Source organism: Limosilactobacillus coleohominis 101-4-CHN (assembly GCF_000161935.1).
Lineage (GTDB): Bacteria > Bacillota > Bacilli > Lactobacillales > Lactobacillaceae > Limosilactobacillus > Limosilactobacillus coleohominis_A.
Window position 1 is genome coordinate 67622 of record NZ_GG698805.1, and the last position, 24751, is coordinate 92372.

Here is a 24751-nt window from a genome sequence, read left to right on the forward strand (position 1 = left end):
ATATAAAAAATCATTACCAACGGAAGTCAGTAATGATTAGTTAATTAGAATTCGGCTTCACCAATAGAAAGATAGTCAGTGAAATCAGGCCCATGGACAATTAAAGTTTGGTGCTTTTGGTCAGTAGTCACACTATACCAATGGCGTGATTGCCAGGTGTATTGGATTTTAATATTATGAGTGGTGTTTAGATTCTTTGGAATTGTTGCCAGACTTATCTTCCGGGCTGCAGCTGGGGACATTTTAATCTGAATCCGGCTTGTCGGTATTGCCTGGTATTTAGCTTTAACTTGCCGAACACTGACGTGATTGAGTTGGTGGTAATTCGAATATCGCGCCCCACGGAAAATCTCCATTTGATGGTCACGTTGAACCGGTTTTTGGAGATTTATTGCAATATAAAATTTCTTGGTTGTTGAGGACGGTTCATGATAGTGGCGAGTGATGGTTAAGGGACGAATGATGGTTGAAATGTAGTTGTTGGAGTGCAAAACACTAATTCCGATAATAAAGCCAAATGTAATGATAATTAGTGTGAGGATGAACTTGGTTACTGGAGATAAACGGTGATCGGAAGTAGTAGAAAAATTCTTTTTCCAGGATTTCTGAATTGGCGTGTTATTTAGTGGGGTGTGACAATTTAAACATTCGTCTTGATCCAAAGGATTCATTTTTCCGCAGTTTGGACAAATTTTTACATCAACGGGGTTGAGTGTGTAAATTTGATAGCCGCATTTATGACAATATTGGGTATTATCGGAATTTTTCGTTTTACATCTTGGACAAATCATTTCATCACCTCCGTTTTATGGTTAAAATCATGCTATTATATTAACATTCAAAAGAAGGAGTGTTGAGGGTGTTTTTTACTTTACAAAATTCATCGATTTATAATATGATTCATTTGCCATTTGATGTGGATACATGGACAGATGTTTTTTACATGATGTTTGCCCTAATAATTACATTGTGGGGCTATACTAAGATTACTCAGCGGAAGCTGAACTGGCCATATTATGCAATCTTCGGTTTCCTCGGCCTTTTTACAATTGCGGTAGTCAATACTTATCTCGTTTTATTCATCGGGATCCTAATCCTATATGCACTGGCTTTTCGTCGTTCAGTTTCCTTTAACAAAGTGGCTACTGGATTCTTAATTTCAGTGGGCCTAATTCGCTTTATCCAGAGAATCTACGTTAGTTTATTTTCACTCTGTGTGGATACGCCCTTTCATGTTCATCAACGGTTGGGTACGGATAATTATGTGATTTTCCTCGATATTGTTTATAGTCTTTGCTTGATCATTTTTGTCCCCTTATTAATAAAATTAACCCAAAACTTTATTAGACAATATTTAAGGACGGTTGTTCCAGCGGCGCCACTATTTACGTGGTTAATTAATTTGGGAATGCTGGCCCAATATCCGTTCATGTACGCAGTTAACTATCGGTTGATTTCGATTACGCCAGTGTGGCAACTAGTCATTAATCTTACGTGGCTACTGGCCCTCTATCTGCTAATGTATCTCCGGTATCGTTACCTAGTATTAAAAACGATGGTGGATGATCAGCAAATTGAGCTTAATAATTTAAGATTATACACCAGTCATATTGAATCGATGTATGACGATCTGCGTCGTTTCCGTCATGATTACAAAAACGTTTTGTATAGTTTAACTGGGGCATTGGAGAATGACGATATTCAACAATCCAAAGGAATTCTTAACCGGGTTTTGAAACCATCTGAACAAGAGGTCAGCAATAAGGCAAGCGTCCTCGGTCGGCTAGTAAACATCCAGAACTTAGACGTTAAGAGCTTAGTTTATAGTAAGGTCATGAAGGCGATTGAGGCGGGAGTTGACTTTCAGGCTGAAATTGCTCAGCCATTTAAGTTTGGCTCATTAATGGACCAACTAGATGTTGATCGAGTTCTTTCAATCTTGTTGGATAACGCGATCAATGCTGCTCAGCTGTCAAAGGATAAACAAGTTAACCTTAGTCTGTTTGAAAAGTCTGGTCTTCAATATATCGTGGTTGGTAATTCTACCAAGGATCAGGAACTAGACTTACAAAAGCTGGATCGTGATGTTCGGCAAATTAACTTGACGGATAACCATGGAATTGGTTTGAAAAACTTACGGATGATTCTCTCACGTTATCCAAGTGTGACGAAGGAAGAAACTTCACAAGATTACTGGTTTAAGCAGGTGATTCGAATTCCAAAAGTCTAAATGGTTCTGCAAAAGAATGCATTTAATGGTAATCTTTGTTCATTGAACTGTAAAAGTAAAAAAATCGTTTTGGAACCCCAAATAATTCATTTATTGTTTGATATTATAAATAGTAACTGAATTATTAGTGGGGGGGGGGTAACGATGAATTGCTAGACGTCTACATTTTAGAAGATAATCTGGCGGAATTGTCACAGATTAATCATTATGTTCGTTCAGTCAGCGAAAAACTTAACATTCAAGTAAATGTTAAGACGTTTTCTACACTGGAACAAATTAGCCAGTCGATGCCAGAGCCTTCACTCCGCAATGTTTATATCTTGGACTTAGCAATTGGCGATGATGATCAAGCGGGTTTAAGGTTCAGCCAAAAAATTCGCCAGTATGATTTAGAAGCATCTATCATCTTTCTGACGGTTCATGATGAATTGCTTTCTACAACTTACCAATATCAAGTTGAAGCCCTTGATTTTATTGTTAAACGGGTGGTTCAAAGTCTTGAACGTGACTTTACGAAAGTAATCAAAAAGCTGGAATTACCAAAGCGGGGGAAGACGATTACTTTACGGAGTCATTATGAAATTATTAAAGTCTACGTCAATGATATCTTGTTTTTCCAAAGTAATCCGGATAATACCCATGCATCATTTATGTACACGGAAAATAATCAGAAGATTCCAATTAATATGTCATTGCGGGAGTTAGAAGAGCAAGTAGAGGAATTTTTTAGGATTCATCGGAGCTATTTGGCAAACGTGGCGAACATTCGCAGTTTGAACGTCAAAAAACACACGGTTAAATTTAACACCAGTGAGATGACGATTCCTGTATCGCGGTTAAAGACGCGCAGACTCATGGAAGTTTTAAATAACTACTCTTCAATTCAATGGTAATTAGGTTCTAAAGTTCGGTTGATGACGACTTTGGGACTTTTTTATTTCAGTAAAAAGTCCCATTTAATGCGGAAAAAGATCGTTAAATGCATCATCGTATTTCGAAAATTTGTACAATAACTTTTGTGAATAAGACAACTTTGACTATTGGGAGGAGTTTTTAGAATGAAAGAACATAAGAAATTGTATAAATCCGGTAAGTTGTGGATGACGGCCACCATCATGGCATTTGCTGCTGGAACTACGCTGGCTACCACGACCGCCCATGCGGATACGACAGGCAATACTACCAATGCTGCGACCCAAACTTCAACTGACCAAGTTGCACAACAAGAACAAAAGGTTAGTGCAGATCAAGATGCGGTTAACAAGGCGCAAACTGCGGTTGATGCCCACAAGAAGGGAATTGACCAAGCTAGTCAAGATCTGCAAAAGGCACAGCAAGATCAACAGGACGCACAATCACAAATTGATGCCCTCAAGAATTCTTCAATGTCATCAGATCAAGTCCAATCCACAATTGATGCTCTGACAAAGAAAGCTAACTACTATCAACAAGCTGACCTGCAACGTAAAGAAGAACAGGCACAAGTTAAGATCAATCAGTTGAACGATCAAGTAAGCAGCTTAAATTCGCAAACCGAAACCGCGACGGTTCCAAACGGTCGGATTGATAAGAGTAAGTCACTATTGGAAAATGCTTCTCGTAATGATTTATGGGATAACTTCTACAGTAATGAGCAAAATGGCAATACGACATGGAATCAAAAACTAGTTCCTAATAATATTTACATTAGCCCTGATAATGATAAGTCAGCTAATCACGGTGCTTCGGCACCATCGACCGCTAATTTAGCAAGTGGAGCTTATGCACCATATGGTGAATTTGATAAGGTTAATGCTACGACAGGAATGACAGAAGACAAAGCTCGCGAATTATCAATTCTACTTCTGAACGAATTGAATCACGCTCGTGAACAACGGGGCTTAGCACCATTTGTGATGACTGAAGATCAATTTAAGCGGGCAATGGCGCGGGCTGCTCAACCATCGGCAGCTAATTTAGACCACAATGAATCTGATATGAATTCTGTCCTGGGCAATTGGCATTCGGAAAACTTAGCATTAGTTAATGCGAGTGCAGACAATATGCTGAGCCTGCTCAACAATGCTAATGGCTCTGTTTCAAGCATGTTAATGGTTGATGCAGATAGTAATTGGGGTCACCGGGAAAACTTCCTTGATAGTGGCAACTATAACGCAGCCTTTGGTTTTAAGTTGTTAGATAATGGTTTCTACGTAATGACGTTTGATACTACTTACGCTACAGATGCTGATAAAACTAACGACTTGGTAACCAATACGATCAACAATTATGCTGCGATGGGTCCGACGAAGGATGCGACAGCCAATGATCAAAAACTTAATAGTCAGATTAGTGATTTGAATCAACAAATCAGTGACCTTCAAGGAACGATTAAGCAATTATCCAACAAAGAAGATAATCTACAGTTTGACGCTAGTTACTTGAGTAAGGCAGAACAAGATCAATATAATCAAGCAAAGGCGCAACTGAATTCTTCACAAACCTTAGCAGATGCCCAAACTAAGTTACAACAAGCTACTGAAGCGGTTAAGAAGGCTCAATTAACTAAGGATAGTTTGACCAGTCAAACATCCACGCTGCAGAAGCAATTAGACGCTGCCAAGGCCACTCTGGCGAAGGATCAAGAACTTCTTGGTAAGCTGAAAGCGGCTCAACAAGTATCCAACTTGCAACAAAAGGTTGACGCACAAAAGCAAACGGTTGCTAATGATCAAAAGACCGTAGATACTGCTAAACAAGATGTTGATAGCAAGCAAGCTGCTTACGATGCCGCCGTTCAAACTCGTAAAGATACTTGGAACCAAAACCAAGCTGATTTGGCGGCTGCTCGCGCTACTGGTAAGGAAGCTAGTGAAGCTCAACAAAAGCTAGACGATGCCAAAGCTGCCGTTGCGAATGATCCAAAAGTGGCGGCTGCTCAACAACAAGAAACAACCTTGAAGGCTGAACTCGTTAAGTTAGTACCACACTATGGTGACTTCCTAAACTGGAAACTGCGTGACCAAGAAGAAGCTGCGCTCTCTGGTGATCAGAAGACGCAATATAATCAACTACAAAGTCAATATCACGCGGCTCAGGATGTAGTGAAGAATGCACAAAAAGCGGCTGGTATTGATGACTTACAAGCGGATGTTACTGCTAAAGACCAAAAGCACAATGAATTGTCGAATAAGCAATATGCTTCTTCTGAGAAGTATATGGCAGCCTTTGATGCAGAACAACAAGCAGAAAAGGACTTGCAAACTGCGCAAAATAACCATGATCTTGCTGCTAAGCAACTACAATCTGACCAAGCAGTTTTGACTGACTTACAAGCACAATTAGATCAATTAACGCAAAAGGACAACGTTAAGTACACCAACTTGGACCCTAGCTTGGTAATGAAGGTTAACGTCACGGCTGGAGATACTAACATTCCTGCACCAAAGCTGACTGACGATGCTTTCATTAAGAATGCCAACACTGCCTCTGCTGCAATGTTTATGGTACTAGCGCAAACTAATGGTACTTATCCAGAAGGTACGACAGTGGAATGGGCAGATCCTGCCAAGGTTCAAAAGGATGCTCAAACTGCAGGAACCTACGATGAAGAAGTTATTTTAGACTTCCCTGATGGTTCTAAGTCCAAGGCATTTAATGTTCCAGGTGTATTGGTAGTTGCTGCTAAACAAACCACTCCATCCACTAACCCAACGAAGCCAACGGCAACTGACCATACGCTGACCGTTCATTATATCGAAGTTACTGGTTACAAGGCGGATGGCACTCCAATCACCAAGGTTGTCGGTACTCAAACCTTCACTGGCAAGAAAGGGACAACCTTTGGCGGTAACCAATTAAATATTCCAGCCGGTTACAAGTTAGCCATGGATGGTGTTACCTACACCATTACTGACAAGGATGAAGTGAACGAAACACCAGTAATTAGTATTAATACTCCATCGACCCCATCAACTGATCCTAATAAGGGTGATGATAAGCCTGCTACGCAAGAACATACATTGACGGTTCACTACATTGAAGTAGTTGGCTATGAACCAATGGGTGCCCCAATTACCAAGGTTGTTGGTACCCAAACCTTCACTGGTAAGCCTGGTCAGACCTTTGGTGGTGACCAACTGAAGATTCCTGCTGGCTACAAGTTGGCTATGGATGGCGTTACTTACACTATTACGGATAAGGATGAAGTGAACGAAACACCAGTAATTAGTGTTAACACTCCATCAAATAAGCCAACGCCTTCAACTGACGAGAAGAGTGATTCACAATTACCAGCGGGTGCTAAGGTTGTGAATAATCATGTCGTTGATGCCGATGGCAACATTCTTGCTGGTTGGAAAGTTGTTAATGGGCAAGTCGTTAAGGAAAATAGTTCAGTAGCACAAACTGCGGCTGTTCAAAATGTTCAACCAACTAAGGATAACAATGATAAGAAGCTGCCACAAACTGGTAATGCAGACAGCTTAGCTATGATGGGCTTAGGCGCTGCATCGCTGTTGAGCATGTTTGGCCTAGCTGAATTAGACAAGAAACGCGGCTAATTGAATAAGTAATTTAAAAAGAGTTGGAAAAAAGGACTAATTTTGGTTCTTTTTCCAGCTCTTTTTTTGTCATGCTTTGGGCAAAGAGCTATTAACAATTTAGATCCATCTGGTTAATATATCTTCTGATAATTAAAGTATTAATTCAAAACGTTTATCATTAATTGCAAAATTGTAAAATGGACTAATCGGAAATTTGCTTTTCCCGAAAGTCAATATCCTTTTAACGCTTTATTTATTATGATACTCATAGTATAATACGAAGCATAAATAATTATAATAAATGTCTATTGGAGGAATGTAGCCTTGTTATCAATCAATAATCAAAAAGAACAACAGCGGCGGGCTGCTAATCGCCAACAACGTTTTGCCTTACGAAAGTTAACGGTTGGGGTGGCATCCGTTTTAGTTGGTGCTGCTTTAGTTGGCTTCAGCACAACTGCCGAAGCTGCAACTACGGATGGTGCAGCTGACACTACGACTGCAAATACAACCACAACAGAAAGTACGAATAACACCACTGATCAATCAAGCAACGTAACTGATCAAAACTTGCCAGCAAACTGGCCAAAAGTTGGTGACGAATTTAGTTCTCAGGGTTTGCCAGACAAAGGTGCTCGTGATTTATACCCAAGTCAAGAAATTATTCGGGTTAAGAATCCTGGCGATCCGGATGTGTATGTCGGAAAGTACAATTTCACGCGGGTAATTGCCGTTAACAATATCAGCCGTGACCGGGATGAAAACGGAAAGCTTACAGATAACTGGTCTACTTCTTCCTTCAAGGCAGTTGATGTTAAAGACCTTGGCCTACCAGATCATACTGGATACTTAGTACGGGTAAGAGCATCCACCCAGTCACCAAGTGATAGTTACAACTACGGCCGTAGTAAAGACGAGCTGAAAAATAAGCGGAGCGAGATTAATGATTCACTGAGGGAGCAGTTAGAAAAGAATCAATATACTCAACTTCCTGCGATTTCGTTTAATGACCCGGTTGATGTAATCTATGATATTTATTTTGTTCCTGATCCAAGTGCTACTAAGTACAATAGCGAAGAAAACATCAATGTCTTTGGCCCGGAAAATGATAGTTCCAAAGGTAACGCCGACTTCTACGCTAAGGTAACGAGCAAACAGATCAATCACCAAATGGACGGCAATAAATTTACTGATAAGTGGAGCAATGCCAACTTTGGTACTCAAGATCTCAAGACGGTCCTGAGCGGTAGCAACTTTACCAACCAAGATGGTTACCGTAATAAGTCATTACCAGCCTATGATGGCTATCATGCAGTTCTGACTCACGTGACGGTTGCTAATAGCTACAAGGAAGGGATTCCTGGATATACTAGAACGGAAACCAATGCCGCTGCTGCAAAATTACATGCAGAACTCGAAAAGAAGATTGCGGCTAACCCATATGAATTACCGGAATACACGGTAAACATGCCATTGAGTGTCAACTTCTATGTTCAATACGTCAAAGATGCCCCAAAGCTGGATTCCAAATATGCAAAGTACAGTAGTTATGAAACTGTCTACGTTTATGGTCCAGGAAACAGCAGCAAGGACGGTCACGCTGACTACCGCACTCGAGTGGCTCAACAACAAATCGAACATCAAGTGAGTGATGGTCAATACACTAACCAGTGGAGTAGTGCTAACTTTGTGAGCCAAGACCTTGCCACTATTATGGCAGGCAATAACTTTACGGACCAAAATGGTCACCGTGGCAACTCATTACCAAGTTACGCTGGTTACCACCCAGTTATTAAGAACTTCCAACTTTCCTACAGCACGCATGAAGGGGTTCCGGGCTACACTGCTGAAGAAGTGAAAGCAGCTGCAGACAAGCTATGGGATGAACTTAATAAGGCCATTGCTGCTAATCCTGATGCAACGTCCTTACCTGCGTACACGGTTAATATGCCAATTGATGTGCACTTCAATGTTGAAATGGTAAAGGATGAAGAACCAACCCCAGATCCAGAACCAACTCCACAACCAGATCCGGAAGACGATACGCCAACTCCAACTGACCCAGAAGTTCAACCAGAAGCACCGGTTGAAACTCCTGATCAACCTACGGAGTCTACTGATCAAACACCAGCAGCAGAACCAACTACAAGTGTTCAAAAGGATACTAAGCAATCCGCAAATAATCGCCAAACTGCTAAGCAATTACCACAAACTGGTAATGATTCAGACCTGGCAATGATTGGTTTAGGTAGCGCAACGCTGCTTGGAATGTTAGGATTAGGTGTAGTTAGCAAGAAACGACACTCATAATTAATAAAAACAGGTGAGCGCTGCTCGCCTGTTTTTTGTTAGAAGGCAGAATATGAAACGGATATTGGCAAAGATCACTGATAGGTTTAACCGGTTTGTAATTAAATATTTCATCAGTTCTAGCCAAATTGCGACCCAATACCAGCAATTAATTGCTGACGGTTGGGGACCGTTTGCCGGTTTTTATTATCTTTGGCAATACTGGCATGGCCGAGATTGTTCAAAGATGTTTCATGAATTATTATGCGTCGGTTCACCAACCTATGTCCGTTTCTTAAGGGTATCACACCTTTCGGCGCATAAGCAGCTCACTTTAATATTAAATGAGCATCTAAACACCAGTATTGATAAGCATGAATTTTTGCAAATTCATGCCACGCGGTATCAGCTTGCTAGTAAATTAGCTCCTCACAGTTTTTTCTTCAGTTATTTGCGGGAATTGGTAATCCGTGCCTATCCCGATCAGCAGGGGTTAAAGGCGGACCAATTAGGAACAAAGGTTCATTTGTTGCGGAGTTATCTTGACCGACAAGTGATTGAATACCTTCGCCATTATCATTGGTCAGGTGAACCAGTTCACCCCAGCGATTATGAACGACTATTACAATATTGCCAGGATCATCAGTTAACCTTGGATTATCAAACATCCGCTAATTTTCATAATCGGTATCATGGTGAATTTACTTACCCGCGGAATATGAAGGTCCAGTTAATGCATGATTCACAGGCCAGACGGTATAATGACGCGCGGATGATTGAATTCATCGTAGATATAGCCACGGGGCAGTTTGTGTCAGAGTGGAATGTGTACCACGAAACGGTCACCGGAGCAATTGACGCGAATCCTACGCATTATTCCATCGCGGAGTTACACGAGGTAGCCGATACGGAATCATTTAACTATGGAGTCCCGTACGGGCAGCATCATGTCCCAGCTCGTTATCGTGGAACGCACCAGCGGTTGGATATTCGACAACCGGTTAACAGCGCCGTTCGTCAACGGGCGAAAAAGGATTGGCGGTATCCGCGCGACTATGCGAATGTGGTGAAGAGCGCCTCGGATGTTCAGGTATGGCAATCGATTTCACCGCGAGATCGTCAGGCGGTTTACCGACAGTTTGTTAATTATCTACAATCCCACCATGTTACTAACCAAGGGATTAAAGCATATTTAAAAAATAAGAACGGCTTCGGATCCTAGTGGGCGCCAAAGCCGTTTGTGTTTAGTTTTCCTTTTCAATATCACTTTGTTTGATGAAGACGCCGTCCGCCGTCGTCATTCCCGTACGGTGAGCAATGGTTTGGTAGGCATCGGTTAAGGCTTTTTGATGGTCGACACCCACTAATCGGGAAAAGATCAGCAGTGCGATCTGCAGGTCTCCAATACTATCGACTAATTTAGCATGGTTTTTCTTATTATATGCGGCAGACAGTTCCCCGACTTCTTCTGCAATTTTCATGAACTCCACTCGCGGGTCTGCTTGATCAATTTCGCGTTCGTGGGCCCATTCATAGATCTTTGGGATTAATTCTTCGTATTCCAAGCTGGTCACCTCAATTAACTTCATAATCTAAGATGATTTTACCACTAGTCGGTATAGGATTTACGCCGAAGATAGATGGAGATTCCTACGGCTACCAGAAGTGCAATTCCCAGGATAATCCAGAAACCATATTCGGAAGATTTCCATGGCATTCCGCCGACGTTCATTCCCATAAAACCACTTAGGAGAGCGGCGGTAGCTAAAATTAAACCTGCTGAATCTAGGAACTTCATTAAGTGGTTCAGGTTATTATCCATGATTCCCATGTATAATCCGTTCAGCAATTCTAAAACGTCCCGGTAAATATGGATTGCCTTAGCTAGCCGCCGCTGGTTGGTTTTGATATCTAATAACATTTGTGAATTAATGGTTTGCGCAATCGCACTTTTTTCGAAGGCGGTAATGGTTTCTGACTGGTCATTGATAGTGTGTTCTAAAAAGACTAGTCGTCGCATCAGGCTCGTTAATTGACGTAGTTCATGATCTTTAATGGCCTTTTGCGCTGCTTGGTTTAGATAATTGATTTGTTTCTCATATGAATCCAGGGCTTGAATAAGGTGTCCTTGCCAAAAATTAATGAGGTGAGCTACCAGCGCGGAAACTTGTTGATGCTCCTGAACGGCTACAGTTAATTCATCTAGGGCGTTCGCAGCATTTTGGGTGCAGAGGAAAAGGTGGTCAGTGTTAAAAATCAAGATTGTCGGTGTCAGCTGGTCCGTGATCTCAGAATAATGAACGTTGAAATCAAAGATGACCAGGAGCTGTAGATGCTCTAACGCGGTGCTTGTGACTTCGTGGAACCGGGAAACCTCTTCTGCAGAGTTGCATTCGTTGAAGATCACAGGATCTAGATTAAATTGCCGACAAAGACTTTGGAGTTCCGTGTTTTTTGGCGACGACATGATGAAAACGTTAGCCTGCTCACGATTACCATTAGCAGAGCGAAGCTGGCCATCACGGAGTACGAAAGCTTGAATCATAACATCACCTCCACATAAAAACCCTCAGGTAGTTATTAATTATAAATGACTACCTGAGGGTTTTGTTTGTCCAAAATGACTTTGAATTAAAAATTAAGAATTAGTCTAAAACCGCGTTTTCTGTTTTATTAGCATTGGATTGCTTGGCAGCTTGTTGGTGGCCTGGTGCCCACTTTAAACCAACCCCGGTAAAGCCACTCAAGATGGAGAAGACTGGTGACAAAAGACTAAAGAACGTAAATGGCAGGAAGTGCAGAACTGGAACACCGAGTGTGGAAGCAACGAATGAGCCAGCAACTCCCCATGGAATCAAGTAGTTGATGACACTACCACCATCTTCAAGAACCCGACTAAGTGCTAGTGGGGAAAGGCCAATTTGCTTAAAGGCTTTGCGGAAGGCATTCCCTGGCAAGATCACTGAAAGGTATTGTTCACCAACGAAGAGGTTCACACCAATTCCCGCGAAGATCGTTGTGGTAACCAAACGCCCCGGCTTCTTAAGGCGGTCAATTAATGGCTTCATTGCACTTTCAATGATCCCTTCGTGCATTAGAATTCCCCCAAGGGCTAAGGTCATGACGATTAGGGAAACGGTGCCCATCATACTGGAGATTCCACCACGACTAAGCAGGGCATCCACGGCTTTGTTACCAGTTTTGGCAACGAAACCTGATTCGATCAAGGTCGCAAGTTTACTAATTGCAAAGTTTGGTGTTTCAATGAAAATCATGACGATGGAAACAAAGATGTTCAAGAAAAGGGGTGGAATCGCTGGTAATTTTCGCCAGGCGCAGACGAACATCAGAACGATTGGTAAGGCAGCCCACCATGAAACGCTGAAGTTCTTCGTTAATACGGCAGACGTTTTAGCAATGGCGGCCATGGAAGTTCCTTCGTTTGTTAAACCAAGGAAGGCGAAGATAATTAGTGAGAGAACGAATGCTGGGATGGTGGTCCACATCATATTTTTAATGTGGGCGAAGAGGTCAGAACCAGCAACGGCGGAAGCCAAATTAGTGGAGTCAGAAAGTGGGGACATCTTGTCACCGAAGACCGCTCCAGAAATGATTGCGCCGGCAGTTAATGCGGGATTGACACCCAACGTGGCACCCATCCCGAAGAGGGCGAGCCCGACAGTTGAAACGGTGGTGAAGCCACTCCCGATGGCTAAACCAACGAGTGAACAAACGATGAAGACAGATGGAACGAAAAACTTAGCGCTAATTAAGTGGAAGCCAAGCACCATTAGTGAAGGAATAATCCCGGCCTTAATCCAAACGGCAATTAAACTCCCAATCAACAGGAAAATGAAGATTGGAACAATGGCAGTGGAAATCCCCTCGGTAATGCCGTCCGTGATTTCTTTCCACGAAACCTTACGGAAGGCCAACCAGCCCATTAGTAAACCAATGACGGTTAAAACGGGAACTTGGGGTGAAAGGCCGAAGCCGATAACACCGACCCCTAAAATGACTAACATAATGATTAAAATTGCGATTGATTCTTGAAAGTTAATTTTTTTCATAGTATGCACCTGATCCTTTGCTTATGAATTTGAAATGCGAGTAACTGGTTAAGAGAAAAAGTGTGCAGACTATATCGATGTTGTTCCATAATAATAACCTCCCAAATAAAAAAGTCCTGATTGAGATATACTCAACCAGGACGTCTTACCGCGGTACCACCTAGCTAGAAAGCGCGCAATTGCTTTCCGCCTCGTATTGGTTGCTAACGGTACCAATGAATCCGTACAAGCGGTAATTCAATCACATGTCCTGCCTGGTTTGCATCAACCACCAGTTTTCTGAACATTGAGACATGTAATCTACTGTTTTGATTACTTGTAATTTTTGATTGCTGTAAATATATCACTGTAAATTAGAGAATGCAACCTAATTTTTAAAATTTCTCATTTAATTCTCATAATCGTCATTTAAAACTTATATCATTTTATTTTTCAAACCCAATCATCAAACCACCATTTTCGGCATAATAGGAACAGAGGGCCCCACATGGTGAGATATTAATGATTGAACTTGGAAAGACTTCAGCGATTGCCTTGGCTAATTTTTCCGCCTGCTCGCGGCAGTTAACGTGATCGATAAAGACCCGGCCACCAACGTAGCCCTGCTTTTCCATTACTTTTACTAGTTTGCGGAACAGATGCTTGCCACCCCGCATCTTGCCGAGCATTTCGAATTCACCGGCATCACTGGCCGTACCGTAAACGTAGAGGTTGAGCAGGTGGGTTAGTTTAGCGATTGCCGGGCTAACCCGACCATTATTAGCTAGATTATCGAGTTCTTCTAAAACAAATAACAAGTCGGTTTGCTGAATTTGGGCATTCGTTAATTCGATAATTTGGTCAAATGAGTAGCCATGATTAATTGAGACCGCAACCTGGGAAGCTAACAGTCTAATTTGCGGGCCCGCGGATTTAGTATCGAATACGTGGATTTTAGTTTCAGGATGATCAGCCATATACATTTCGGCGGCTTGAACCGCGGCGTTATAGCTTCCTGAAAGAGCACTGGTGATGGTTAGGACAAAGATTTCATCCGCACCTTCAAAAGCGGTCAGCCAATCACCAACACTTGGACACGCGGTCGAGGTCGTGGTTTTAGTATTTTTCAAGGCTGCTAAGAAGTTCGATAAATCAAGTCGGTCATCATCCCGCCAAGTTTGGCCATTGACCATGATCGAAAGCGGAACGTTGGTATGGGCGACGCCGCCAATAATGGGATCTAGTGAGTTTGCTCCTGAATCAGTAATAATTTTGGTTGTCATTTTGATTCTCCTGAAATTAATTTTTTAAAAGCATAGTCGTTTTATATATCTTTGTCAACGGTTTTTGAAAAACCTTTAAGAGGGTTACGTTGACATGCTTGAGTGACATTCTATAAAATGGAGGACAGGAGGATCGAAAAATGAAGAGCAAGACCAGTAACCAACAGTTTAATTTACCGCCTTACCATCAGTTGCCCGCCATGGGGCTGTACCTAAAACAAGTCGTCACTTATTTACAGCAATGTGTGGCACCGTTTGAAAGTGTTAAGGTGACTAGTTCCATGGTTAGCAACTACGTAAAACACCGTCTGATTAGTCTACCACAAAAGAAACTATATGATCGCGAACAGATCGCTCAACTCCTCTTTATCATTGTTGCTAAAAATGTCTTGGAGCAGGCTGATTTACGAAAGGCCATTCAAATTCAAGAAGAAACTTATAGTACGGAAGTTGCCTATAATTACTTTGTCCAGGAGTTAGGCAATGTTTCACGGTACGTTTTTGGCCAGCAAACTACTCTTGAACGTGTTGGTCAGGAGCATACAAAGCAAAAACAGATGCTTCGTAACGTGATCATGGCTTTTGCGTACCGGGAATACCTCTATCAGTTCTTTGAACGGGTCAAAGCAAATTAGTTTCGTTTATGAACGGGAAAGAGTAAAATGTAACCAACATTGCGCACGAAAATAGCGGAGGAAGAAGCATGCGAAAACCATTTATCGTTGCCAACTGGAAGATGCACAAGACGGTTCAGGAGTCGGCTGATTTCGTCAAAGCAATTAAGGATCATTTGCCAGACCCAGAGAAGGTCGAAGTTGGAATTGCTGGGCAGGCTTTTGCACTATATAGTATGCACGAAGCGGCAGCTAAGTCCGGTTTACGGATTATTGCACAAAATGCTGCCCCACAGTTGTCAGGCCCTTTTACGGGCGAGATTAGTATGCGCGGGCTCAGTCAAGCGGGCGTTAGCCATGTGATGCTGGGCCATATTGAGCGTCGCCGCCTCTTTAACGAAACTAACGAAGCGGTGCACCAAAAAGTGGAAACAGCGATTATGACTGGCCTGACCCCCATCATTTGTACGGACGAGACGATGGTACAGCGGGAGATGAATGGTGAAATTCACTACGTTCTCAAACAACTGCAAAGTGTCTTGCATGGGGTTTCACTAGACCAAATTCGGGATATTATTATTTCCTATGAGCCAAGCTGGGCAGTCGGGGTTGGCCAACGGGCGAATACCGCACTGGCGGAAGAAGGATGTCGCCAGATTCGGCGGATGATCGCAGATATTTACACCTATGAAATTGCGGATAAGATCCGGATCTTGTATGGTGGAAGTGTTAACCCGAAAAACATTCAAGAAATTATGGCAAAACCGGATATTGACGGTGTTTTGATTGGACGGGCAAGCCTTGATGTCGACAATTTCTTAGCAATGGTGAACTATCAACAACAGACAAAATAAAGAATTGGACGTGAACTCGTAGCCATTACCGGCAACGGACACGTCCTTTTTTGGGAGGGATTTGAAATGAATTGGAAGCCATCAGAAGCACGTAGCCTCGCCGTAGCGTTGACCTTTAGCGGTGGCTTTGTGGACGCATATACGTATATTCAGCGGGGCCACACCTTATCTGCCGGTCAGACTGGGAATGTGATCTTTTTTGCGTCTGCCTTGGCGGACCATAATGTTATGGGAATGCTGAATCGGTTAAGCACCTTTGTTGCCTTTTCCCTTGGAGTAGCCGTAGTCGGCTTTTTACATGCTCGGTTAAAGACTCAATACTGGCGAGTTGTTTGTTTATTTCCCATCGTTTTAATTTGTGGCGTGATTGGCTTTCTGCCAAAATCTGTTCCAAACTACTACATTGTGCCGGCGATTGCTTTTGGTTTAGCGATGCAAAATGCCTCATTTAGCAAAATTCAGGGCTTGGGTTACAGTAATGCGTTCACGACTGGCAATTTAAAAAAGTCGGTGGTAGCATGGAGTGCCTACTTCTTCGGGGCGGATGACCAGCAGCATACCGCGGCAGTTAACTATATGTGGCTGGTATTAGCATTTGCGTTTGGTGCGATTTGTTCAGCATTATTGCAGCAATTATTGGGGCTTAGAACCATCTGGCTGGCGATTATTTTGTTAGGTGGTGGTATTAACTGTAGCTATGCACTAAGGTTACGCCGACGAAATGAATTGTTGGAGAAACAGTAATTCAAAAGTTTGTAGTTGTATTCACAATCTATCGCTCCTATACTTAAATCTGTAATGAGTTTTTTGACAATCATATAAGGGAGATGAAATTGTGGTTGTGACATGGTGGGGCGCCCTAATTGGGTTAGCCATTGCAATTATTCTTATTTTACGGAAAGTCGATGCCGTTTATTCATTATTTATTGGTGCGATTTTAGGATCACTCATCGGTGGTGCTAATCTCATGCAGACCGTCAATATTTTAGTAAAAGGATCACAAAGTGTGATGGGAACGGTGGTTCGAGTCTTAGCCGCAGGAGTTTTAGCTGGGGTCATGATGGACTCTGGAGCCGCGAATACCATTGCGCGAACGATTGTTGACCGGCTAGGTGACCGGATGGCGATTTTAGCTTTGGCTCTGGCCACGATGGTCATTACGGCGGTCGGGGTGTTTATCCCAGTTGCTGTGTTGATTGTGGCGCCAATTGCATTGGAAGTTGGTGAACGAAGTCACATTTCTAAATTGGCGTTGTTAGTAGCCTTATCTGGTGGTGGCAAGGCCGGTAATATTATTTCACCAAACGCCAACACCATTGCTGCTGCCAAAGGATTTGGTTTGAACTTGAGTCAAGTCATGATCGCAGACTTTATTCCAGCAGTCGTTGCGTTGATTGTTACAGTTATTGTGGCTTCCCTGATCAAACATAAGGGAGTTGCCGTAGTTAAAGAAGATTTAGCTGATAATCCCAAGATTGAGCAAAGCGATCTACCTTCGCTGAAGTCCTCTTTAGTAACACCAATCATTGCAGTAATTCTGTTACTAATTAATCCATTAGGTCAGATTTTCCATGTTCAGTGGATGAGCACGATTGATTTAGATGCCACCTATGTCCTACCATTTGCGGCGATTATTGGTGCATTAGCGATGCATAAGGGTCGCTTCTTACGTTCCTATGCCCAGACGGGGATGGTCAAGATGACTCCTGTCGTAATGATCTTGATCGGTGCCGGAGCCATTGGGGCCACCATTACCCAGTCTAGCTTGCCGCAATTACTCATTTCGGCAATTAAGGTCAGCCACATTTCAGGGGTCTTCTTAGCACCATTATCCGGAATCCTGATGGCCGGGGCTGCAGCTTCCACTTCAACCGGTGTTATTTTGGCGACAGGATCATTCTCCAAGGCGATCTTGGGCTTTGGAGTGCAACCACTGGCAGCGGCCGCGATGGTGCACACTGGAGCGATTGTTATCGACCAATTACCACAAGGAAATTACTTCCATGTCACTGCTAATGCTATGAATATGGACATTAAGCAGCGTTCTCAAGGAATTTTATACGAAGCAATCTGTGGTGGCTCAGCTTGTTTGACGGCCACCATCCTGTACGGTTTTCTGCACTTAATTTAGGAGGTTACGACAATGAAAATTGTGATTGCACCAGATTCGTTTAAAGGGTCTTTGACTGCCAAACAAGTTGCGGAAGCCATTAAGACCGGCCTGCAACGGGTGTTGCCTAATGCTGATTATGAAATGGTGCCCATGGCCGATGGTGGTGAAGGGACGGTTCAATCGTTAGTTGACGCTACGGATGGTCATTTAGTGACTCGCCAAGTGCATAATCCCCTTAATCAAATCAGTAACGCCTATTACGGAATTTTGGGTGATGGTAAAACAGCAGTCATCGAGATGGCCCAAGCCAGCGGGATTCAGTACGTTAATGATAAAACTCATAACCCGCTCATCACGACAACCTATGGGACCGGGGAATTAATTTTAGATGCCCTCTACCATGGGGTGCAGAAGATTATTATGGGCATTGGCGGTTCTGCAACCAATGATGGTGGTGCCGGGATGGCCCAAGCGCTCGGCGTCAAGCTTTTAGACAATGACGGACAAGAATTGGACTTTGGTGGCGGTGCCCTTGACCAATTGGCGCAGATTGATTTAAGTGGTCTAGATCCGCGGGTTAAAAAAACACAGTTATTAATTGCGTCTGACGTGACTAATCCACTGACGGGATCGGATGGTGCGTCGGCAGTATTCGGCCCGCAAAAGGGGGCTACTCCAGAAATGGTCAAGCAGCTTGATCGAAATCTCCACCACTATGCGGAAGTGATCAAGCGTGATTTGCACCAAGACTTGGAAAAACGACCCGGGGCTGGAGCGGCTGGCGGCTTAGGCACTGGTTTGATGGCCTTTACCAATTCTGAAATGGCCAAGGGGATTGACCTGGTAATTGAATTTACCCACCTGAAAGAACGGGCGCAAAACGCTGATCTAGTTTTTACTGGTGAAGGCGGAATTGATTTTCAAACTAAATTTGGTAAGACCCCATACGGGGTGGCGATGGCAACGAAAGCGGTCGCTCCACACTCTTCAGTAATTGTGTTAGCTGGAAATGTTGGCAAAGGGATTGAAAGTCTCTATGGTCGTGATGCGATGGATGCTATCTTTGCCACTCCGGAGGGGGCCAAGCCACTAGATCAAGCGATTGCTGATGGCCCGCATGATATTGCGGAAACGGCGGAAAACATTGCACGGTTAATTAAAAAGATTGATTAAATAGGGAGCGTGACAAAAGTAATTCTTCTTGGTTGAAATAAGGACAGCGCGGTACGCAAATGGGATCCAGTGCTCGGTAAAACCGAACTCTGGATCCCTATTTGCGCTCGCGGGGGCGTGAAAACGAAGCCATAAATGGCTTCTGTCACGCTCCCATTTAGTTAAAATTTAATGGCGTAACGAATTTGGTGGTGGACCGGTGCCAATGGCCGTAGGGCAATGTCGCCAAATTCTGGATGATGGGGAGCATCTGGTAATGCTTGTGCTTCTAACGCCAACGTCGCCCAGGATTTACCCGGTCGGTTTAACTTGACGGATGCGGGGAGCCCGTTAGCAGAGAAAATGACGAGGGCGTTACGGTCAGAGTACATTTGCAACTCTCGTCCAGATTGCGGATCCCTCAATTTAGCAATTGGTTCTTGGGCGAAGGTCGTGCTGGGCTTGACCACAAAGAAATCATCAAAACCCTTTTCAGGGGTCTTTAACATCTCATTTAATGCGTGACCAAGCACTTGGCCATCTTTAAAGTCGTAAGCGGATCCGAGGTTTTCCACGAGGGCCCCCGTAGGGATCTTCTCACCATTAACGGCGAGATGGTAACGTGAATTAATGGTTAACTCTTGGCCTTCAATCGTATCAACGTCCGCATCTGCTAAGTTCCAGTAGGCGTGGTTGGTTGGATTGAAGAGGGTTGGCGCATCACTTTCACCGAACATATCAATCGTGACACTATCATCATCGTGCAGGGTGTAGACGATGTGCACGTCGGTATTGGCCGGTATACCATCATCTTCAGGACTGTAATGATTACTTAAGATAATTTGACCAGCAGTTGCTGAAGTGGCAGTTTGAACGTGCCAAAAATGGTTTTGCCAACCTTGATCACCACTGTGGATTGAGTTGGCACCTTCGTTGGCTTGCAACTGGTATTCGTGATCATCAATTTGAAAACTGGCCTTACCAATCCGGTTAGCGACCGGGCCGATTAATTGACAAATACTGTATCCGGCATCAAGGTAATCTTCCATCGAATTCGCCGCGAGCAGTAGATTCAATTGACCATGGTCAGTAGGGATGGAGTATTCTTGCCAAATTCCTCCAAAATTCAGGACACTCATTTTCACGCCGTGATCATTGGTAACGGTGTATTTTGTAACTTCATGTTGATTTGCTTTACCAAAAGTAGTTTGTATGATTTTCATGCGGTATATCTCCTTATGCAAACGCTTGCATCAACATTTTACCATAACCAGTAACACTTGGATAAATAACTTAAAAGAAACAAAAATGATAATATGTTCATTAAAAAGATAGGTGTGTTAATATGACTATGTCGTCTTAATTAGGAACTAATTATAATATCTCTTTGAAAACTAGATAGGGAGGTAAAAAAGGTTGAAAATGAACCGGACCGTGCGGGATTTTCAGAACGCTTTAGAAGCGTTGCTGAGAACCAAACCGTTTGAAAAAATTACCGTGGATCAGATTTGTAATGAAGCCTTGCTTCACCGCAGTAGTTTTTATCGGTATTTTCACGATAAGTATGACTTATTGGAACAGTTGATTAATAATCGGTTGCATCAATTAATGACAGCGGCCCCCGACGAAGAAAGTTTTATTGAGGCAGAGGTTAATTACCTAAATGATAATAAGAATATTTTTCGTCACTTGGCAGCGGATAATGCAAACAGTACGTTATATGCTGAAATGTTACGGATTATCAGTGAAGTGCTGATGAAGCAAAGCGCCGATCACACTAATCAGGGGGAAGTGATTAAGGCGATTCGTCGGTCGGATAATCCAGAGCTACAGGCCTGCACATTTGGTGGCGCAATTATGGGCGCCCTTTATTGGTGGCAATCCAATAATTATGATGTTCCAGTAGCTGAAGTGGTTGATTTTATCAAACAATCTGTTTTACCATTCTCTACTGTATCTACTACAAACGCATAATGGAGGGAGAAAGATGTGGGAAATGATTAAAGCAGAATTTCGTCATATCCGGCGGAATCACCTGCTATTATTATCCTCAATTGTCATTTGCTTTATTCCATTTCTGTACAGTATCTTCTTCCTGAAGTCAGTATGGGATCCTTATGGTAGTACGCAGGATTTATGTGGCTGTAGTTAATAAGGATGTTCCGGTTGATTATCAGGGCAAAGAAATGGCTGTTGGTGACCAGATGGTCAAGGAATTAAAGCATAACAAGCAGCTCGATTGGAAGTTTGTTTCGCCAAGCAAGGCGAAATACGGAATGTCACATCGGAAGTATTACACGGTAATTACAATTCCGAAAAACTTCTCTAAGAATGCCACAACGGTTTTAGATAAGAATCCAAAACCGATGAATTTAAAGTATCAGACCAATGATTCGCTGAACTACATTGGTTACGTTATGAGTCAGGTCGCAATGACCCGGTTAAATGAAAAGATTCGGGCGAACGTGACGAACGCATACGCGACGACAATGTTTAAAGAATTGAAGGTGCTGGGTAAAGGGATGACCTAAGCAGCCGACGGGGCGACCCAATTAGACAATGGTTTAGTAACCTTACAAAATGGGGTTAACCAATACGTTGCTGGAGTTTCTCAAGTTAATGATGGGGTGCAAACCTTACGAATGGGCGTAGCTCCACTTGCTTCCGGTGCTCAACAATTAGCTAGTGGTAGTACTACCCTTGCCAACGGAATTGCTCAATACACCGGCGGGGTTGGCCAATTAGCCACGGGGTTAAATACTCTGATGGCTAATTCTGGTCAGCTGAATTCAGGTGCGGGTCAATTAAGTTCTGGCTTGAATACTTTACGGAATAATTCCGGTTCTCTACGCGCTGGTTCCAGTCAACTTTCGGCTGGTGCTAGTCAGTTGAACAACACCGTTAATAGTCAACTGGGGAATTTACCAGTGAATGACTTAATGGGTGCGATGGATAAGGCTCAAGCATTGCAACAAAGTATGACCCAATTACAGACTGGATTAACCCAAGCCAAGAGCGCCTTAGCTGGTGTTCAAGAAAGTGCTGGGAAGCTAGAATCAGCTGCTGGATCTCTGAGCGGAGTTAGTCAAGCTGGACAACAATTAGGTAATGTTGCGAGAAGCGATGCTAATATTGCTGCACAATTGGGTAAACTTGCTCAATCAACGAGTGATAACTCAATTAAGGCGCAATTAGGATCCTTAGCGCAAGATGCTGGTAATAATGCTAAGACTCTTCAAGGAGTCGGAACGGCACTGGGTGAGTTGAACAGCCTTGGTTCAGCACTTCAAGGAATGCAAGGTCAGCTCAAGAATTTATCATCAATGAATGATTTATTGAACAATGCTGATACCACCATTAGCCAAGCGAATGGTTTGTTAAATACGTTGAATGGATACAAGCCAATGCTTTCTCAAATGCCAGATACGTTGAAGCAACTTCAAGGCGCAACGAGTCAAATTGCTGCTGGTGCTAACACCTTAAACGGTGGAGTGCAACAATATACGAATGGTGTTGACACTGCCGCTGCTGGTTCAAGTACCTTAGCCAGTGGAGTTAGTCAATACACTGCCGGAGTCGCCCAAGCAGGCGCTGGTGCCGGTCAATTAACTGCCAACTCTGGTCAGCTGAATTCAGGTGCTGGTCAACTTGCGAGTGCCCTTGGCCAATTAAATGCCCAAGTACCAACGCTGGTTGGCGGGGTTAACCAATTAGCAGCCGGAACTCAAAAGCTGGTTGACAATTTACCAGCCTTAACCCAAGGGATTACGAAGCTGAACGCCGGTGCCGGTCAGTTAGCTTCTGCTCTTGGTAAGGGTGCCAAGACGGTTAACGGCATTAAGCCAACCAAGAAGACGGCGAAGATGTTTGCTGAACCAACCCGGGTTAAGCACAAGAGTTACAGCTACGTACCAAACTATGGTCACGCCTTAGCTCCATATGTCCTCTCAGTTGCCCTTTACGTTGGTGCCTTGATCTTCAACTTCGTTTACCCAATTCGGCGGGTGGCAATTCAAGGTCGTTCGCCATTGGCATGGTGGGCAAGTAAAGTGGTTCTTGGGAGCCTCATTATCACCTTGATGGCAATTGCCGAAGGTGGCATTATGATGGCCCTTGGTTTAACCGTGATCCACGTTCCATCATTCTTTGGGACTCTAATCCTGTTTGGGTTAGCATCGATGGCCGTTGTCATGTTCTTGTCAATGACCTTCGATAACCCGGGCCGGTTTATCGCCATGGTTCTGTTGATGCTCCAACTTGGTGGTTCCGGTGGGACTTTCCCAATGGAAGTCACAATGAAGTTCTACAATGTTATTCACTTCGCATTGCCGATGACCTACTCAATCCTCGGTTTGCGTGATGGCATTAGCGATGGTCTTGGTGAACACTACGTTGCGTTCTGCAACAGTGTCCTCTTAGGCATTGCCATCGTCTTCTTCTTACTGTTGTTAGTTGCCATGATTTGGCTGCAACATCACCACTTTGCAGGTAAGTCTGAATTAGATCATAATCAAGAATTACTTGGTGAAGAAAAAGATGATGACGGAATGCACTTGCAAGACCGTGATCAAACAATTTAAAGGCAATAAGGATTCGATGATGATCATCGAATCCTTATTTTTATACATGAAATTCAAATAAATTTGAATAAATTTCGAAAAACACTTGATTTCATTCAGGACACTAGTTATTATATACACATAATTTGAATAGAAATACGAAAACGGGGGATAAAACGATGCGACGACGTATAATTATGAAAATTGAGTTGATAAACATGTAGGAATAATTGCTGGAGGAAGAGAAAAATGAAATTTAAACATTTAAAAAAGTCGGTTTTAGCTGCGTTGACCATTATGATTGGATTGAGTACCGTGTTAGCAGGTTGTGGTGCCAAGAAAGACAATAGTGTGCAATCCATTAAAAATAAAAAGGAACTGGTTGTTGGGACATCTGCCGATTTTGCGCCATATGATTTTCAAATTATGAAGAATGGTAAGCAACAGATTGTCGGTTATGATGTTTTACTGGCCTATGAAATTGCAAAGGACATGGGGATTAAAAAGGTCAAATTCGTTAATATGGCATTCCCATCACTAATTAACGAGTTGCAAAATAAGAAAGTGGATATCGTCATGGCAGGAATGGCTTATACACCACAACGGGCCAAGGTAGTGTCCTTCTCCGAAAGTTACCACGATGGTGGACAGGTGCTGCTGGTTTCACCCAAAAATAAGGATAAATATGCCAATATTGGCGCTTTAAAGGGTGCAACACTGGGTGCACAACAATCTTCTGAACAAGAAAAGATTGGTAAGAAATTGAAGGGCGTTAAGTTGGTGACCGAAAGTTCTAACAATACCTTAACTCAAGAGTTACGAAATGGTTCGATTGATGGCCTAATCACGGGTGAAGATACTGCGGAAGCTTACGCTAAGGAACACCCAGACAAGTATGCGGTTGCTAATAACATTAGCTTCAAGTACAACAAGAAGGAATCGGCAACCCGGGTTGCAGTTCGGAAGGATGATAAAGCGCTCCTCAAAAAGATCAACGCTACCATCAGCAAGGACAAGAAGAATGGTACGTTGAACAAACTTTACAAGCAGGCGCAAGATATTCAAGTAGCGAATAATAAGTAAAG

The 24751-nt window shown here is 43.0% G+C and carries 18 protein-coding genes and 1 pseudogene; 13 read left to right on the plus strand and 6 right to left on the minus strand.

Features of this window, described 5'->3' with window-relative positions; genetic code table 11:
* Positions 1–44: 44 nt before the first annotated feature.
* Complete coding sequence (locus tag HMPREF0501_RS06725) at positions 45–791, minus strand: zinc ribbon domain-containing protein (protein ID WP_006917175.1); 747 nt, start codon at positions 789–791, stop codon at positions 45–47.
* Between the two features lie 68 nt (positions 792–859).
* Between HMPREF0501_RS06725 and HMPREF0501_RS06730 the strand changes: the two genes are divergently transcribed.
* The 5 genes from HMPREF0501_RS06730 (at position 860) to HMPREF0501_RS06750 (ending at position 10264) form a co-directional block, all read left to right on the plus strand.
* On the plus strand, positions 860–2230 hold the full coding sequence (locus tag HMPREF0501_RS06730; RefSeq protein WP_040456097.1) for a GHKL domain-containing protein: 1371 nt from the start codon (positions 860–862) through the stop codon (positions 2228–2230).
* A 149-nt stretch (positions 2231–2379) separates the two neighbouring features.
* On the plus strand, positions 2380–3123 hold the full coding sequence (locus tag HMPREF0501_RS06735) for a LytR/AlgR family response regulator transcription factor (protein WP_006917177.1): 744 nt from the start codon (positions 2380–2382) through the stop codon (positions 3121–3123).
* Positions 3124–3288: 165 nt separating this feature from the next.
* Positions 3289–6771 (plus strand): SEC10/PgrA surface exclusion domain-containing protein, encoded by a 3483-nt coding sequence (locus tag HMPREF0501_RS09030; RefSeq protein ID WP_006917178.1) that lies wholly within the window; start codon positions 3289–3291, stop codon positions 6769–6771.
* A 306-nt stretch (positions 6772–7077) separates the two neighbouring features.
* The gene (locus HMPREF0501_RS06745) at positions 7078–9063 is read left to right on the plus strand and encodes a YSIRK signal domain/LPXTG anchor domain surface protein (RefSeq protein ID WP_006917179.1); all 1986 of its coding nucleotides are present in this window, start codon (positions 7078–7080) and stop codon (positions 9061–9063) included.
* Between the two features lie 52 nt (positions 9064–9115).
* The gene (locus HMPREF0501_RS06750; RefSeq protein WP_155801172.1) at positions 9116–10264 is read left to right on the plus strand and encodes a DUF3114 domain-containing protein; all 1149 of its coding nucleotides are present in this window, start codon (positions 9116–9118) and stop codon (positions 10262–10264) included.
* A gap of 22 nt (positions 10265–10286) precedes the next feature.
* Here the strand turns inward: HMPREF0501_RS06750 and HMPREF0501_RS06755 are convergent, their stop codons facing one another.
* The 4 genes from HMPREF0501_RS06755 to HMPREF0501_RS06770 form a co-directional block, all read right to left on the minus strand.
* Complete coding sequence (locus HMPREF0501_RS06755) at positions 10287–10607, minus strand: MazG-like family protein (protein ID WP_040456099.1); 321 nt, start codon at positions 10605–10607, stop codon at positions 10287–10289.
* A 44-nt stretch (positions 10608–10651) separates the two neighbouring features.
* Entirely contained in the window at positions 10652–11587 is a 936-nt protein-coding gene (locus HMPREF0501_RS06760; RefSeq protein ID WP_006917182.1) for a magnesium transporter CorA family protein, read from the minus strand.
* A gap of 100 nt (positions 11588–11687) precedes the next feature.
* On the minus strand, positions 11688–13112 hold the full coding sequence (gene nhaC, locus HMPREF0501_RS06765) for a Na+/H+ antiporter NhaC (protein ID WP_006917183.1): 1425 nt from the start codon (positions 13110–13112) through the stop codon (positions 11688–11690).
* A gap of 425 nt (positions 13113–13537) precedes the next feature.
* Positions 13538–14374: a DegV family protein gene (locus HMPREF0501_RS06770; RefSeq protein ID WP_006917184.1), complete on the minus strand. Its 837-nt coding sequence runs from the start codon at positions 14372–14374 to the stop codon at positions 13538–13540.
* 140 nt (positions 14375–14514) lie between these two features.
* Here HMPREF0501_RS06770 and HMPREF0501_RS06775 point away from each other — a divergent pair, with 140 nt between their 5' ends.
* From HMPREF0501_RS06775 to HMPREF0501_RS06795, 5 genes are all read left to right on the plus strand, one after another.
* Positions 14515–15009: a DUF1836 domain-containing protein gene (locus HMPREF0501_RS06775; protein ID WP_006917185.1), complete on the plus strand. Its 495-nt coding sequence runs from the start codon at positions 14515–14517 to the stop codon at positions 15007–15009.
* A 68-nt stretch (positions 15010–15077) separates the two neighbouring features.
* Positions 15078–15842: a triose-phosphate isomerase gene (tpiA, locus tag HMPREF0501_RS06780; RefSeq protein WP_006917186.1), complete on the plus strand. Its 765-nt coding sequence runs from the start codon at positions 15078–15080 to the stop codon at positions 15840–15842.
* Between the two features lie 66 nt (positions 15843–15908).
* Positions 15909–16586: a YoaK family protein gene (locus tag HMPREF0501_RS06785; RefSeq protein WP_006917187.1), complete on the plus strand. Its 678-nt coding sequence runs from the start codon at positions 15909–15911 to the stop codon at positions 16584–16586.
* A 91-nt stretch (positions 16587–16677) separates the two neighbouring features.
* Complete coding sequence (locus tag HMPREF0501_RS06790; protein WP_006917188.1) at positions 16678–17973, plus strand: GntP family permease; 1296 nt, start codon at positions 16678–16680, stop codon at positions 17971–17973.
* Between the two features lie 12 nt (positions 17974–17985).
* Complete coding sequence (locus HMPREF0501_RS06795; RefSeq protein WP_006917189.1) at positions 17986–19128, plus strand: glycerate kinase; 1143 nt, start codon at positions 17986–17988, stop codon at positions 19126–19128.
* 161 nt (positions 19129–19289) lie between these two features.
* On the opposite strand, the gene HMPREF0501_RS06800 is transcribed toward HMPREF0501_RS06795, so the two are convergent.
* Positions 19290–20330 carry an aldose epimerase family protein gene (locus tag HMPREF0501_RS06800; RefSeq protein WP_006917190.1) on the minus strand — a complete coding sequence of 347 codons (1041 nt, stop codon included), beginning with the start codon at positions 20328–20330 and terminating at the stop codon, positions 19290–19292.
* A gap of 199 nt (positions 20331–20529) precedes the next feature.
* Between HMPREF0501_RS06800 and HMPREF0501_RS06805 the strand changes: the two genes are divergently transcribed.
* The 3 genes and pseudogenes from HMPREF0501_RS06805 to HMPREF0501_RS06815 all read left to right on the plus strand — a co-directional run bounded on the left by HMPREF0501_RS06805 (position 20530) and on the right by HMPREF0501_RS06815 (position 24749).
* Entirely contained in the window at positions 20530–21081 is a 552-nt protein-coding gene (locus tag HMPREF0501_RS06805; RefSeq protein WP_006917191.1) for a TetR/AcrR family transcriptional regulator, read from the plus strand.
* A 13-nt stretch (positions 21082–21094) separates the two neighbouring features.
* Positions 21095–23687, plus strand: a pseudogene (locus tag HMPREF0501_RS06810) (YhgE/Pip family protein).
* 228 nt (positions 23688–23915) lie between these two features.
* Positions 23916–24749, plus strand: coding sequence for a transporter substrate-binding domain-containing protein (locus tag HMPREF0501_RS06815; RefSeq protein ID WP_006917193.1), 834 nt, complete (start codon positions 23916–23918; stop codon positions 24747–24749).
* The last annotated feature ends 2 nt before the right edge of the window (positions 24750–24751 follow it).